At 61.5% G+C, this 15,192-nt stretch carries 9 protein-coding genes and 2 pseudogenes; 5 read left to right on the top strand and 6 right to left on the bottom strand.

All coding sequences use genetic code 11. From position 1 onward, the window contains the following. Positions 1–220: 220 nt before the first annotated feature. Complete coding sequence (locus tag ACF2JD_RS10930; RefSeq protein ID WP_111911836.1) at positions 221–2,695, top strand: glycogen/starch/alpha-glucan phosphorylase; 2,475 nt, start codon at positions 221–223, stop codon at positions 2,693–2,695. Positions 2,696–2,759: 64 nt separating this feature from the next. Here ACF2JD_RS10930 and ACF2JD_RS10925 read toward each other — a convergent pair whose 3' ends face one another. The 3 genes from ACF2JD_RS10925 to trxC form a co-directional block, all read right to left on the bottom strand. Further along, a complete protein-coding gene (locus tag ACF2JD_RS10925; protein WP_440987404.1) occupies positions 2,760–3,326 on the bottom strand; it encodes a cytochrome b/b6 domain-containing protein in 567 nt (188 codons plus the stop codon). A 274-nt stretch (positions 3,327–3,600) separates the two neighbouring features. After that, positions 3,601–4,986 carry an SLC13 family permease gene (locus ACF2JD_RS10920; RefSeq protein WP_111911840.1) on the bottom strand — a complete coding sequence of 462 codons (1,386 nt, stop codon included), beginning with the start codon at positions 4,984–4,986 and terminating at the stop codon, positions 3,601–3,603. A 154-nt stretch (positions 4,987–5,140) separates the two neighbouring features. After that, positions 5,141–5,581: a thioredoxin TrxC gene (trxC, locus tag ACF2JD_RS10915; RefSeq protein WP_440987403.1), complete on the bottom strand. Its 441-nt coding sequence runs from the start codon at positions 5,579–5,581 to the stop codon at positions 5,141–5,143. A gap of 154 nt (positions 5,582–5,735) precedes the next feature. Here trxC and ACF2JD_RS10910 point away from each other — a divergent pair. The 3 genes and pseudogenes from ACF2JD_RS10910 to ACF2JD_RS10900 all read left to right on the top strand — a co-directional run bounded on the left by ACF2JD_RS10910 (position 5,736) and on the right by ACF2JD_RS10900 (position 12,273). Beyond that, positions 5,736–8,533 (top strand): annotated as a pseudogene (locus tag ACF2JD_RS10910) (response regulator). Between the two features lie 142 nt (positions 8,534–8,675). Next, positions 8,676–10,412: an ABC transporter transmembrane domain-containing protein gene (locus tag ACF2JD_RS10905; protein ID WP_289981584.1), complete on the top strand. Its 1,737-nt coding sequence runs from the start codon at positions 8,676–8,678 to the stop codon at positions 10,410–10,412. Positions 10,413–10,521: 109 nt separating this feature from the next. Beyond that, complete coding sequence (locus ACF2JD_RS10900) at positions 10,522–12,273, top strand: ABC transporter transmembrane domain-containing protein (protein ID WP_440987402.1); 1,752 nt, start codon at positions 10,522–10,524, stop codon at positions 12,271–12,273. Between the two features lie 55 nt (positions 12,274–12,328). Here the strand turns inward: ACF2JD_RS10900 and ACF2JD_RS10895 are convergent, their stop codons facing one another. Next, positions 12,329–13,510, bottom strand: a complete 1,182-nt coding sequence (locus ACF2JD_RS10895; protein ID WP_440987401.1) for a hypothetical protein — start codon at positions 13,508–13,510, stop codon at positions 12,329–12,331. 429 nt (positions 13,511–13,939) lie between these two features. Here ACF2JD_RS10895 and ACF2JD_RS10890 point away from each other — a divergent pair, with 429 nt between their 5' ends. Beyond that, positions 13,940–14,413 (top strand): DUF4442 domain-containing protein, encoded by a 474-nt coding sequence (locus ACF2JD_RS10890; protein WP_025327111.1) that lies wholly within the window; start codon positions 13,940–13,942, stop codon positions 14,411–14,413. A gap of 150 nt (positions 14,414–14,563) precedes the next feature. Here the strand turns inward: ACF2JD_RS10890 and ACF2JD_RS10885 are convergent. Together ACF2JD_RS10885 and ybcJ are read right to left on the bottom strand one after the other, a co-directional pair. After that, a pseudogene (locus ACF2JD_RS10885) lies at positions 14,564–14,638 on the bottom strand (ribosome-associated protein); the annotation flags it as partial. Between the two features lie 258 nt (positions 14,639–14,896). Next, entirely contained in the window at positions 14,897–15,130 is a 234-nt protein-coding gene (gene ybcJ, locus ACF2JD_RS10880; protein WP_010674882.1) for a ribosome-associated protein YbcJ, read from the bottom strand. Positions 15,131–15,192 lie beyond the last annotated feature (62 nt).

The following is a 15,192-nucleotide window of genomic DNA, read 5'->3' as shown; positions in this document are numbered from 1 at the left end:
GTCTATGATAATAAATGAAAATGTTTGTTTTGATTTCAAGTTAAAGGAAAGGGTTTTCAAGCTTTTTAGGCTGTTTTTATAGGTTAAAGTGTGACTCACGTTAACTTTTAAACCCCCGGCTTTAGCTAGTATGCCCACGCCGGAACATATTCTGAGATAACAACAGCGCCGGTCCCTCAAGGGGATAACATTTTTTATTTGTAACGAAGGAAAATGGTTTATGGCTACCAAGAAGAAGACAGACCAGGATCTCCAACTGGATAAAGATCAGCTCAAGGCGAGTATCGTGCGTCACCTGCGTTCTACCTTGGGTACAAGCGAACAGAAAGCCTCTCCCGAAGCATGGTGGAAAGCGACCGCTGCCGCCGTCAACGAACAGGTGTACGAGCGCCTGACCCGTACTCAGCAGACTCACTTCAAGAAAGATACTCGTGCGATTCACTATCTCTCTGCTGAATTCCTGATGGGGCGTTTGACCTCCAACAACCTGCACAACCTCTCCCTGTACAAGATTTGCGAAGAGGCCCTGGGTGAACTCGGTCTGGAACTGACCGATCTGTGCGAACAAGAGCCGGACATGGCCCTTGGCAACGGCGGCCTGGGTCGTCTGGCCGCCTGCTTCATCGACTCCCTGGCCACCCTGAACTACCCGGCGGTGGGCTACGGCATCCATTACGAGCACGGTCTGTTCCGTCAGGAGATCCAGGATGGCCGCCAGATCGAGCGCCCGGACTCCTGGCGTGAATATGGCAACCCCTGGGAGATCTGCCGCCCCGAGTCCGTGCAGGAGATCCCGCTCTACGGCTACGTGGAGACAGTGTTCGGTGACAAGGGCGGCCTGAAGAAGGTGTGGCACGCCGGTCGCAAGATCAAAGGGGTGCCTTGGGACATCCCTGTGGTGGGCTTTGGCGGTCACACCGTCAACATACTGCGGCTGTGGGAATCCCGCGCCTCCGAGTTCTTTGACTGGGACGTGTTCAACGCCGGTGGTTACATCGACTCCCAGGCCGAGAAGGCCCAGGCCGAGACCATCTCCAAGGTGCTCTACCCGAACGACGAGACAGATGCAGGCAAAGAGCTGCGCCTGATCCAGCAGTACTTCTTCTGTGCCTGCTCCATCAAGGACATCATGCGCCGCTACAAGCGGGTCCATGGTGCGGACTTCCGCAACTTTGCCGCGCAAATTGCCATTCAGCTCAACGATACCCACCCGACAGTGGCCATCCCCGAGCTGATGCGAGTGCTGGTGGACGAGGAAGACCTGCACTGGGATGCGGCCTGGGCCATCTGCTACCAGGTCTTCTCCTACACCAACCACACCCTGCTGCCGGAAGCGCTGGAGAAGTGGTCCGTCAGCCTGTTCGAGAAGGTGCTGCCCCGTCATCTCGAGATCATCTACGAGATCAACGCCCGCTTCCTGAACGAGCTGGTGGAGCCCAAGTGGCCGGGCAACGATGCCATCAAGGCCAAGCTCTCCATCATCGAAGAAGGGGACGTGCGCAAGGTGCGCATGGGCAACCTGTGCGTCATCGGCTCCTCCAAGGTGAACGGCGTGGCCGAGATCCACTCCAAGCTGGTGAAAGAGGATCTCTTCCCCGAGTATGCCGAGCTGTGGCCAGAGAAGATGTGCAACGTCACCAACGGCGTGACTCCCCGTCGCTGGCTGCTGGCCTGCAACCCCGAGCTTGCCGCCCTCTACAACGAGGTGGTGGGCAAGGAGTGGCCGCTGCAGCTGGACAAGCTGCGCAGCGTGACCAAGTTTGCCGACGACAAGGCGTTCCAGCAGCAGTTCATGACCATCAAGCGTCATAACAAGGAGAAGCTGGTCAAGGTCATCAAGGCGGAAACCGGTATCGATGTCTCGGCCGAGGCGATCTTCGACGTCCAGATCAAGCGTCTGCACGAGTACAAGCGTCAGCAGCTGAACCTCATCCACATCATGGCGCTGTATCGTCGTCTGCTGGCGAACCCGGACTATGACATGCATCCGCGCGTGTTCATCTTCGGCTCCAAGGCGGCGCCTGGCTACAAGCTGGCCAAGGACATCATCTACGCCATCAACAAGCTGGCGGAGCGGGTCAACAACGACGCCCGCATCCAGGGCAAGCTGAAAGTGGTGTTCATGCCGAACTACCGCGTGAGCCTGGCCGAGAAGCTGATCCCGGCGGCGGATGTCTCCGAGCAGATCTCCACCGCAGGCTACGAGGCCTCAGGGACAGGCAACATGAAGATGGCGCTCAATGGTGCGATCACTATCGGGACGCTGGATGGTGCCAACATCGAGATCGCGGAAGAGGCAGGAGCCGAGAACTGCGCCATCTTCGGTCTGAACGTGGATGAGGTGAAGTCCCTGAAGGCGCGCGGTTACAACCCGTACGACTTCTACTATGCCAACTCCGAGCTCAAGGCGGTGCTGGACTGGTTCGACACCGACTACTTCACGCCGGGTCGCCCGGGGGAACTCGCCTCCATCAAGCGCTCCTTGCTGGAAGGGGGAGACCCTTACCTGACCCTGGCCGATTTTGCCTCCTACTCGGAAGCACACAAGCTGATCGATACCTGGTATCGGGATCCGGCGCTGTGGGCGAAGAAGGCCATCATCAACTCGGCCACCATGGGCAAGTTCAACTCCGACCGCTCCATCCAGGATTACGTGGATCGGATCTGGAAATTGAAGAGCTGCAACGTCGGCTGACCACACCCAATATGAAAAAACCCCGCATCGCGGGGTTTTTTTATCTCCTCTGGTCGAGGAGGCTTCAGCGCTTGTCGACGATCTCGGTGCCGGCCGGCACGCGCTTCCTGCCGGTGATCATGGCCCTGATGAGATCGCCCCGGGTCAGGCGATCGAGGACGATGACCGCCAGCACATGGATGAAGATGGCGATCTGCAGCGCCTTGGCAAAGAACTCGTGCAGCTCCTCCATGAGATCCTCATTAAACAGCTGCTCGTACCCCGTCATGATCCCGGTTACGGCTGTCCCCACCAGACAGGTCAACAGCAGCAGTATCATCAAGGCACCCAGCGGATTGTGGCCGGCATGATAGGGGTGCTTGCCCTGCCAGCTGGCCTGCAGGTAGCGGCCCAGACGGGCCGGGGTCGGAAACCACTGGGCAAACCTGGCGTAGTCTGAGCCGACAAATCCCCACAGGATGCGCAGCACCAGCAACCCGGCCAGGGCGTATCCGACATAGCGGTGATTGCGTCTGCCCTCATCCAGGATGAACAGGTTGAGCACGCACAGCAGGACGGTTGCCCAGTGAAACACCCTGATCAGGGGATCCCACACCCTGATGGCCTTGCCGCTTTCCGTCGCTTTCTCCATGATTTTTTTTCCTCTCGTTGTGATGCATACCGACTGCCATGCGCCTGTTGCTGGCGCGCCGTTGTCCGCATCATGGAGGCACTTTCTTAAGGCCGTGTTAATGGCCCGGGGCGCGTCACAGGGCAGGGCCAGTGGCAAGGAGAGGGGGAGAGGCAGGAGGGAAGATCGAGAGGGGCAGAATAAACAGAGCCCCGAGGGTGCGGGGCTCTGGTGTGTCAACGGATTTTGGGTGTACGGCGGCGCAGGGGCGGGGCCCATCAGCCTGGCACTGGGATCAGTGCAGTATATCGCCGAAGAAATAGGCCAGCAGGGTCAGGATGACGGTGAACACCAGGTTCAGCACCAGACCGGCTCGCATCATCTCCCGCTGCTGGATGTGACCGCTGGCGAAGACGATGGCGTTCGGCGGGGTGGCCACCGGCAGCATGAAGGCGCAGGAGGCGCCGACGGCGATAAGCACAGACACCACTATGGGGGAGACCCCCAGCGCCTCGGCCACACCGGCGAACAGCGGCACCAGCAGGGCGGCGGTGGCGGTGTTGGAGACCAGCTCGGTCAGGAACACCACGAAGGCGGCAAGGCAGAGCAGTATGATGAAGATGGGCATGGTGGAGAGTGCACTGGAGAGGTGCTCCGCCAGGAAGGCGTTGGCACCGGTTTGCTTGAGGATGGCGCTCAAGGTCAGGCCACCCCCGAACAGCAGCAGCACGCCCCAGTCGGTGTTCTGGTTGATGTCATCCCAGCTGGCGACCCGGCTGACGGCGATGGCCAGAATGGCGCCCATGGCGATCAGGGTATCGAACTGGGGAATGCCGCCGAGCGCCGCGGCCAGGGGCTGGGAGCCAATCCACAGCAGCACTGTGGTCAGGAAGATGAGCAAGGTGGTCTTGCGCTGGCCGGTCCACTCTATGGTGACCTGCTCTGTGCTGACCTGGTGCGACAGGTTGGGGCGCGTCACCCAGTAGAGCAGGCCTATGCCCACCGGCATGAAGATGAGCACCACCGGGATGCCGAACTTCAGCCAGTCGGTGAAGCCGAGGCCCATCTGGGCGGCGGCGATGGCATTGGGGGGGCTGCCCACCAGGGTGCCGATCCCGCCGATGCTGGCGCTGTAGGCGACGCCAAGCAGGACGAAGACCAGGGTGCGGCGCTCCTTGTGAATATCGAGCCCCTTGAGCATGCCGAGGGCGAGCGGCATCATCATGGCGGCGGTGGCTGTGTTGCTGATCCACATGGAGAGCGCGGCCGTGATGGTGAACAGCACTATGGCTGCCCAGCCGAGGTGACCCTTGGCCAGCTGCATCACCTTGGCGGCGATCTGGGTATCCAGCCCCTGCTTGGAGAGGGCCGCCGCCAGGGCAAAGCCGCCGAAGAAGAGGAAGAGGACAGGGTTGGCGAAGTCGGTCAACGACTTGCTCATGTCAAACACCCCGAGCAGGGTGGCGAGCACCGGGATGGACAAGGCCGTGATGGTGATGTTCACCGCCTCGGTCAGCCAGAGGATGGCGATGAAGATCAGGATGCCGAGGCCTTTGTTGATCATGGGATCAAACGGAAGCCAGGCGAGCATGGCGCAGAGCAGCAGAACGTCCAGGATGACGATCCCGGCCTTGATGTCCAGCCAGCGTGTAGGGGCGGAAGGGACTGCAGAGGTATGCATGTTGTTCTCTCGGTTAATTTATGGTTGTTGTTGTGTTGCCGAGGTTACATTTATCCCCCTGTTTGAAACAGGGGGATGTGGTCAAATCATGTGGCGACTCACAGAGTCAAGTGAAAATGGATCTTCTATTAAACAGAAATTAAACATTCTGTTTTCATTTGGGCGCTGCCGTGACGGAAAGCAGCCACTCCTTGAACAGGCTCTTTGGCAGGGAGCCGCTGCGCTGAGCCAGGATCTGCCCCCCTTTGAAGATCATCAGGGTCGGGATGCTGCGAATGGCGTAGCGGCTGGCGATGGCGGCCTCCTGTTCGGTGTCTAGCTTCACGAAGCGGATGCGGGGTTCGAGCTCCTGGGCTATCTCTTGAAAGACGGGGGCGAACTGCAGGCAGGGGCCGCACCAGCTGGCCCAGAAGTCGACCACCACCGGTATGTCGGACTCAATCAGGGTATCGAACTGCTGCTCCAGGCCGTTGACCGGGGTGGTGGCGAACAGCCCGCTCTTGCAGCGGCCGCATTTCGCGTTTGAATCCACTTTTTCTTCAGGCAGGCGGTTCCTGGTGAAGCAATGGCTACAATAGGTAGTGATAAATGACATAATTGGCTCCTTTATGCATAAGCCCTGCAACATCTTATTGCACTGACAGGGCAGAGTAACGGTAACATAGCGCTCAGTTGTTTTTCACAGCCAGTGATCCTGTGTCGACATGGTGTCGGTGGATGCGTGGCCATGACATGAGAATCGAGACGGGATGAATAATGTGACACGGGACCATCGTGTTGTCTTTGCCTGATCATCGTATCGCTGCTGGCGATTTTCCGGCTATTGCTGGCAGTTGCTCAGCCAGCAGCAGAAGGCCTCCGAGCTCAGCGTTGCCGCAGAGTTGATCCTCAACCGGGTCAATACCGACACCGTCTATCTGCTTGGCCGCGAGAAGGCCAACGACGGCAACGTACAACAACGTCTCAACCAGTTGTCGAGCAACCTCGACAGCTTCGTGCGCCAGGTGCGCAACAATCCCGACTCTGCCGACAATCCCCACTCCCAATCCCTGTTGCACGACATCGACAGCTATTTGCTCGACTTGGCCAAGCTTTATTCCATGGAGATGGCGATCGAGTACATAGAGCAGCCTTTTCAAAAGCAGCTCAACGGCTTGCTGTCCACCTTGCCGGCAGACTCCCGCTTGCCATCGACCTGACCGAGCTGGCCCAGCTCAGTCACTACCTCAAACGCAGCTGGGACAAGGGCGAGCAGCTGCGGCTGCAGGCCCTGCAGCGCCGCCTCAAGACGGCCTATCCCGCCCATCCCGAAGTGGCGGGGCTGGCCCAGCTCAGCCAGGATGTCAGCCATCAGGTGGTGGAGTACCACGTGCTGCGCAACCAGGTCATTGACATGCACGAACTGGAGGGGCTGTCACTCTGGAAGCAGAGCAAGCTGGATCTGGCCTCCTCCCTCAAGAGCCGCTTCTACCTGATGGTGCTGGGGGGCGCGCTGCTCTGCTTCTCGCTGGTGGCCGCGACCCTGTGGCGCCGCAACCAGAAGCTGAGCGAGCTGTCCCGCCACGCCGCCTTGCTGGCCCAGGCCAAGAGCGACTTCCTGGCCAACATGAGCCACGAGATCCGCACCCCCATGAATGCCATCATCGGCTTCAGCGCCCTGGCGCTGCAGACCAACCTCGATCAGCAGCAGCGGGACTATCTCAACAAGATAAAGTCCTCGTCTGATACTTTGCTGCTGCTCATCAACGACATCCTGGATCTCACCAAGGTGGAGTCCGGCAAGCTGACCCTGGAGGAGATCGACTTCGATCTCAGCGAACAGCTCGACTCCCTGGCCGCCATGTTTGCGGATCTGGCGGAGCGCAAGCAGATCGAGGTCATCATCAACAAGTCGCCTGCGGTGCCCGACTTTCTGCGCGGCGATCCGCTGCGCCTCGGCCAGGTGCTGGTCAACCTGGTCAACAACGCCATCAAGTTCACCGAGCGGGGGGAGGTGGAGGTGGCCATCACTCTAGTCAATCAATACCCGATGCGGGTCTGCTTCAGCGTGCGGGACACCGGCATCGGCATAGCGCCGGAGAAGCAGGCACAGCTGTTCCAGCCCTTTACCCAGCTGGAGGCGGGCAACACCCGCAAATATGGCGGCTCGGGGCTCGGGCTCAACATCTCCCAGCGGCTGGTGGGGCTGATGGGGGGGGAGATCAGGGTGCAGAGCAAGCCCGGGGTGGGCTCCACCTTCCTGTTCGAGATCCCCCTGTCCCAGGCCGTCTATGGGGTCTCCGGGCGGCGGGTCTTCTTCGATCACCAGCCCCTCATCCTGATGATGGATGACAACGAACTGGTGCTGGAGCTCGCCAAGGACATACTGGGCCGGGCCGGTGCCTCCGTGATCGCGGTCAACAGCCTCTCCCGTGCCCGCCAGGTATTGCGCGAGGAGGGCCACCACATCCGGCTCGCCATCCTCGACTGGCGCATGGGGCAGGAGGACGGCCTGGATCTCGCCCTCGAAATGTATCAGCACAGCCAGTGGCGGCGCCTGCCCATACTGATGACCAGCGCCTGGTCCAGGGAGGGGCTGCACGGGCGCATGGAGAGCATGGGGCTGACCCACTTCCTGGCCAAGCCCATGACAGAGAACGCCCTGCTGGCCAAGGTCGATGAGCTGCTCAACGGCAGTTCCCACGACAGCAAGGTCCGTCAGGCCGAGGCCCAGGGGGATCAGCAGCACTTCAGGGAGCTGCTGCACGGGACCCGGGTGCTGCTGGCCGAAGACAACCGCGTCAACCAGCAGCTCATCATGGAGTACCTGCGCCGGGTCGAGGCCGTGGTCACTGTGGTGGACAACGGCCGCGAGGCGGTGGAGCAGGTGGCGGAGCAGCCCTTTGACGTGATCCTGATGGACTTGCAGATGCCGGTGCTCGATGGACTGGATGCGACCCGCCAGATCCGCAAGATGGTGGACAAGCACGACGTCCCCATCATAGCGCTCACCGCCAGCGCCATGCCGGGGGACAGGGAGCGCTGTCTCGGGGTCGGCATGAACGGTTATGTCACCAAGCCGGTCAGCAAGCTGGATCTCTACAACAACCTGCTGCAGTGGGTGAAGAACGCCAGTGGCGAGCGGCGGGCGCCGCTCGAGGTCAAGCCGCCGGATCTGATGGGGGTGCTGGATCTGGAGGATGCGCTGCGCCGGCTGGAGCAGGACAGGGAGGCGCTGCAGATCCTGTTCAAGCTGTTCCTCTCCGAGCACAAGGACGATCTGTGGGACATTCGCTCCGCCCTGCGCCGCCAGCAACCCGAGGTGGCCTGCCGCCTGCTGCACACCCTGAAGGGGGTGTCGGCCAACATCTCCGCCTCCCGCCTGCAACTGCTGGCCGGCGAGCTGGAGTGGCGGCTGCGGTTGCAAGAGGAGCTGAGCGAGGGGGAGCTGACCCAGTTGCAGCAAGTCTTCACCCAGACCCGGGAAGAGGTCTCCCATTTCCTGCTGACCGGCGAGCAGCAGGAGTCGGTCGCCTTCCCGTTTTCCTCCCCCGACAAGCGGCTGTGAACCGGTGAGATAGCAATCGTTCTCAAGTCGTCCGCTTCAGGCTATGATGACCCACTCCCATCGCCCCCACCTCGGGGGCGATTGTATTGAGCTTCTCTTATGACCACGCGGCCCCCGCTGTGCCGCGAGCAAGGACTTTACTGTGAGCGTATTTTTGCGGCTTGGCTGGTTTTTCAAGGATCAGTGGCGGCGTTATCTGATGGCCATCTCTCTGTTGATGATGGTGGCCCTGTTGACCGTGATCCCCCCCAAGGTGGTGGGTTGGGTGGTGGATGGCATCGCCAGGGGGGAGCTCGATGAGGGCACCCTGATGGGCTATCTGGCGGGGCTGCTGGGCCTTGGCCTGCTCATCTACCTGCTGCGCTACGTGTGGCGGGTCATGCTGTTTGGCGCCTCCTACCGGCTCGCCTATGTGCTGCGCAACCGCCTGTTCAGCCACTTCACCCGCATGAGCCCGGACTTTTACCAGCGCCACCGTACCGGCGATCTGATGGCCCACGCCACCAACGACATCCAGGCGGTGGAGATGACCGCAGGCGAAGGAGTGCTGACCCTGGTGGACTCCTTCATCGTCGGTATCCTGGTGCTCTCCATCATGTGCAGCCAGTACTCCTGGCAGCTGACCCTGCTCTCCCTGCTGCCGCTGCCGGTGATGGCCTTCTTCATGAACCGCTTCGGCACCCAGATCTACAAGGAGTTCAAGGCGGCGCAGGGGGCCTTCTCCCGACTCAACAACAAGACCCAGGAGGCCCTCTCCGGGGTGCGGGTGCTCAAGTCCTATGCGGTGGAATCCCTGGAAGACAAGGGCTTCGCCGAGCTGACCCGTCAGGCGGGGGAGTGCAACATGGCGGTGGCCCGCATCGATGCCAAGTTCGATCCCGTGATTTACCTCTGTATCGGCTGCTCCTACTTCCTGGCGGTGGCCGGCGGCAGCGCCCTGGTGCTGCAAGACAAGCTGACCCTGGGGGAGCTCACCAGCTTCACCATGTACCTGGGGCAGCTTATCTGGCCCATGTTCGCCATCGCCTGGCTGTTCAACATCATAGAGCGGGGCAGCGCCGCCTATTCCCGCATCGAGAGCATGCTGGGGGAGCGCAGCGACATCGAAGAGCCGGCCCGGCCCGCGGCCTTTGTCTCGGCCCTGCCGCTTGAGGCCAGGGGCCTGGGCTATCGGCTGGAGCAGCGCAGCCTGCTGCATGGCATCGACTTTGCCCTGCAGCAAGGAGGGATGCTGGGAGTGGTGGGGCGCACCGGGGCGGGCAAGAGCTCGCTGCTCAAGCTCTTGATGCGGCTGGCCAATCCCACGGCCGGTGCCATTGCCATGGGGGGAGTGCCCATCGACCAGCTGCCCCTGGGCACCCTGCGCAGCCAGTTTGCCTACGTGCCCCAGGAGCCGTTTCTCTTCTCCACCACCATCGCCGCCAACATCGCCCTCGGCAAGCCGGAGGCGAGCCGGGAGGAGATAGAGCGGGTGGCCCGCATCGCCTGCGTCCACGACGACATAGTGCGTTTCCCCAAAGGGTATGAGACCGAGGTGGGGGAGAAGGGGGTGACCCTCTCCGGCGGACAGAAGCAGCGGCTCGCCATCGCCCGCGCCCTGCTGCTGGCTGCCCCCATCCTGGTGCTGGACGACGCCCTGTCGGCGGTGGATGCCCACACAGAGCAGCAGATACTGCTGGCGCTCAAGGCCCACAGACGGACCCTCATTCTGGTCAGCCACCGCATGACGGCGGTGGAGCAGGCCGACGAGATCCTGGTGCTGGATCAGGGAGCCATCAGCGAGCGCGGTGCTCACGGCGCCCTGATGGCCCACAACGGCTGGTATGCGGACATGGTTCGCTATCAGCGTCTCGAACAAGACGTGGAGGAGAGCCTGTGAGTTTGATGATGAGACGCGTGGTTCCCCTCATCCCCAACCCTTCTCCCATGAGGGGAGAAGGGAGCAAAGAGAGTCAATTCCTTGGGAACGCGGTGCTGGAGGCAAGTCTGTGAATCCAACCATCAAACGCCTGCTCGCCTACTGCGCCCGCTATCCTCGCTGGCTGGTGCAGGCGGGCATCTGCCTGCTGCTGGCCACCGGCGCCGAAGTGGCCGGGCCCCTGCTTATCAAGCTGTTCATCGATGACTACCTGGCGCCGCGCCAGCTGGTGTGGCCCCACATCGCCGCCCTTGCCGCCGGTTATCTGGGGTTGCAGGTGCTCTCGGCCGCGGGTTTCTACCTGCAATCCCTGCGCTTCAACCGCATCGCCCAGGCTGTGGTGCAGACTTTGCGCGAGCAGGTGTTTGCCACCGCCATCCGGCTGCCTGCCCGCTATTTCGACAAGCACCGCTCGGGTTCCCTCATCTCCCGTATCACCAACGACACAGAGGCGATCATGAACCTCTACGTCCAGGTGATAGGGCTGCTGGTGCAAAAAGTGGTGCTGCTGTGCGGCATCCTCATCTCCATGGCGCTGCTGGATCTGCACCTGATGCTGGTGTGCGCCACCCTGCTGCCGGCGGTGGGGGCCGTGATGTGGCTCTACCAGCGCCTGAGCGTGCCCGTGGTGCGGGCGACCCGCAGCCTGCTCTCCGACATCAACAGCCGGCTCAACGAGTCCCTGCAGGGGATGCCGGTGATCCAGGCCATGGTGCAGGAGCGCCACTTCGCCAATGCCTTTGCCGAGGTGAACCAGCAGCACTGGCAGGCCAGGATCAAGAGCCTCAAGATCAACGGCATACTGCTGCGCCCCCTCATCGATCTCTTCTACATGATGGTGCTCATCGGCCTGCTGGCCCTGTTTGCCAAGGAGGGGTTGAGCGCGGGTGGCGCCATCCAGGTGGGGGTGCTCTACGCCTTCATCAGCTATCTGGGGCGCATGATCGAGCCCCTCATCGAGATGACCAACCAGCTCAACCAGCTGCAGCAGGCCATGGTGGCGGGGGAGCGGGTGTTCGCCCTGCTGGACGAATCCCGGGAGAGCACGCAAGGCGAGACGCTGCCCCTGGCGGGACGGGTGCGTTTTGAGCGGGTGAGCTTCTCCTACGATGGCCAGCAGCCGGTGCTGCAGGAGGTGAGCTTCGCCACCCGTCCCGGCCAGATGCTGGCGCTGGTGGGTCACACCGGCAGCGGCAAGTCCACCATCATCAGCCTGCTGATGGGCTTCTATCCGCTGGATCAGGGCTGCATCCGTTTCGATGATCACCCCATGAGCGCGCTGTCGCTCTCGGCGGTGCGCCGCAGCATAGGCCTGGTGCAGCAGGATCCCTTCATCTTCGTCGGGACCTTGGCAGAAAACCTGCGTCTTGGCCGTGACGGCATCGATGAGGCGCGGCTCTGGCAGGCCCTGGAGGAGGTGCAGCTGGCCGCGTTCGTGCGCCATCTGCCACAGGGCCTGGAGACCCTGATGGAGGAGGGGGGCAAGAACCTCTCTGCCGGCCAGCGCCAGCTGCTTTCGTTTGCCCGCGCCCTGGTGGGGGATCCGCGCATCCTCATCCTGGACGAGGCGACCGCCAGCGTGGACTCCCAGACCGAGCTGGCGCTCTCCCAGGCGCTCTCGGCGGCGCGCCGTGGCCGCACCACCATCGCCATCGCCCACCGGCTCTCCACCATAGTGGATGCGGACGAGATACTGCTGCTCTCCCGCGGTCAGGTGAGCGAGCGCGGCACCCATGGGGAGCTGATGGCGCTGGGGGGCCACTACGCCCAGCTGTTCGAGATGCAGAGCCAGGGCGCCTGGCTCGAAGAGAAACGGGCCTGAAGCCCTTCATAAAAAACAGCCGGCAGATGCCGGCTGTTTTGTTATTGGGGGAGGATCAGACCGTGGCTTTGCTCCGTGCGATCTGCTTGGGTTGCAGAGGCGGGAAGTCGTCGTTGAAGAAGGTATCGGCTTCCTCGATCTGGGCCTTGCGCTGCTTCTGGATGAAGCTGTCGAAGTCGCGCTTGATCTCCAGATCCTTGAGCGCCTCGTAGTCGAACACGTTGGCGGCATAGAGGTAGTTGAAGTGGATGTCGACGAATTCGGCGCTGGCACAGGCGGAGGTGAACTTGCTGTTCTGGCGGTCGAAGTTGACGCGGTACTGCTTGATCTTGGGCACATAGACCAGCTCGCTGCCCACCTTGAACACCTCGACCGTGATGCCGACCGTGATGGTCTTGTAGAAGTCCTTGTTGTTCTCCACCCCGAAGCGGATGGCATCCCCCTGCTTTTGCAGGAACTTGTTGAAGCTCGCCAGCGCCGTGGTGCCCTGGCTTACCACCACGTCCATGATGAAGTTGATGAAGTCGGTGGCGATGCTGAGCCCCTTGATGTGGCGGCTGTAGCTCTGCTGATCGATCTTGCTCGGCCCCATCAGGGGGATCTTGGAGAGGGCCCGGGCCCAGAGATCCGCGTCCGTCTTGTACTGCTCGCCATAGGCCTCGGCGTAGCGGTTGATGTAGGCGGTGACCACTGAGGTGATGGCGATGAGGTAGGCCTTCTGCTCCGCCAGCTTGGCCATGACGGCGGGATCGTCCAGCAGCTCGTTGGCCACGATGAACTCCACCAGGCCATCCTTGTCGGCATAGGGGTCGCTGCCCAGGTTCCTGGCGGTGGTGGGCAGGTTGACGTCGTTGAAGAAGGCCTCGGCCTCGGCGAACTGATCCCGGTTGTTCAGGCGGCTGGCGGGTGCCTCACGCACCAGCTGGCAGAGCACTATCTCGGCCTCGTAGTCCGACTCGCGCCACAGGGGCGCCTGGGTCTGGTTGCCAAAGGTCTTCTTGTAGGCGTGGTTGAAGTCGAACAGCACAGAGCTGCAGCCGCAATCCATGGCGAAGTCGACGGCGTAGCTGAGCGGCCCTGTGGGCAGGGGCTTGCTCATCTTGCCCTTGACCGCCAGGTTGGCGTAGCACTTGAGGTACTCCCGGCCAAACAGCTCAAAGGCACGGTTGTTGTTGAAGTTGAGCAGGAAGGTACCGGCGCTCTCGCCCCCGTTGAACAGCTGTTGAACGTTACTCATCTCTCTATCCTTATGCTGAGATTGGTGTCACAGGATGACTCGGTGCCAGCTGGCCATTCACGAGCCAGCAGAGCCTAGCGAGGGGGGAGGCATTTCGTTACTGTGACTAATCCCAGTGGCGCTGGCGGATGAGTGGGCTAGCGCCGGGGCAATCCCGTTTATCGTTAGCTTTCAGCCGGCTAGGGTCGTCATGAAAGTTCCATATGAGTTCTTTCTTGAAAAAAACTCCGCCATCAGGAGGAAATGGCCTCGCTGTGGCGGCGAATGCCCGGGGTTATCATTTATCTATCGAATGCAGCGGCGCCCATCATTTGATTTTCAAATGCACTCGGGAGTCGATCGTCCTCACAACGACGGCAATGGAGGCTTGTCTATTGGGGTGGGGGCTGGCAACATTTCGGTCACAATCACTCATCGGATCAGTTTGCAATGGACCTGCAACGCTTCAAAGCCAATCTGGCACTGCGCCTGTTCGCCTGGCGCTATATTCCCGTTATCGGATTCTGCGCCCCCGTCATCGAAGAGATGAATGCCAAGGCGCTGCGCATCCGCATTCCCCTCGGCTGGCGTACCCGCAACCACCTGGGCAGCATGTACTTCGGGGCGCTGGCCACCGGCGCCGATCTGGTGGGGGGCTTGCTGGTGATGGAGAAGGGGCGGGCGCGGCGCAAGAAGGTGCACTTTGCCTTCAAGGATGTGCAGGGGGAGTTTCTGAAGCGCCCCGAGGGGGACGTGCAGTTTGATTGCGCGGCCGGGGAGGCCATAGACGCCATGATAGACGAGTCCTTGGCGACCGGGCAGCGCATCAACCGCCCCATCCAGGTGGTGGCCACCTGCCCGTCGCTCAACGGGGATGAGGCCATGGCGCGCTTCGTGCTGACCCTGTCGATTAAGGCCAGCTGAATGCTGACGGGCGCGTTGGCGCCCTTATTCAAGCAGGGATCAGAGGATCTCGGGGCTGACGCCTTCCTTCACCACCACCTTCATGCCGTTGAAGTTGACCACTTGCTCGGCGACTGTGTTGGGTAGCGCTTGCGGGGGCAGACCTCGGGCTTAGAGGATCTCGGGGCTGACCCCTTCCTTCACCACTACCTTCATGCCGTTGAAGTTGACCACTTGCTCGGCGACTGTGCTGGGTAGCGCTTGCGGGGGCAGACCTCGGGCTTAGAGGATCTCGGGGCTGACGCCTTCCTTCACCACCACCTTCATGCCGTTGAAGTTGACCACCTGCTCGGCGACTGCACTGGGTAGCGCTTGCGGGGGCAGACCACGGGCTTAGAGGATCTCGGGGCTGACGCCTTCCTTCACCACCACCTTCATGCCGTTGAAGTTGACCACCTGCTCGGCGACTGTGCTGGGTAGCGCTTGCGGGGGCAGACCTCGGGCTTAGAGGATCTCGGGGCTGACGCCTTCCTTCACCACCACCTTCATGCCGTTGAAGTTGACCACTTGCTCGGCGACTATCTTGCAGCGTTTGCGGGTCTCGACCTGACCGTCCACTTCCACCAGGCCCTCGGCGACCAGCGCCTTGGCGGCACCGCCACAATCGGCCCAACCCTGATGCTTGATCAGGTCACACAAGGCAACGAAGGGGTGACCTTCGAGCAGAAACGTCTCCATGGGAAATCCTCTAGCTGGATGAATGCCTACACGGCAGGGCGGCCATTTTAGGCAGTTAGGCG

Origin of the sequence: Aeromonas ichthyocola (assembly GCF_046087985.1) — a bacterium.
GTDB classification, from domain to species: Bacteria; Pseudomonadota; Gammaproteobacteria; order Enterobacterales; family Aeromonadaceae; genus Aeromonas; species Aeromonas rivipollensis.
The sequence above is the reverse complement of the archived record's forward strand: the minus strand, read 5'-3'. Positions and strand labels throughout refer to the sequence as shown.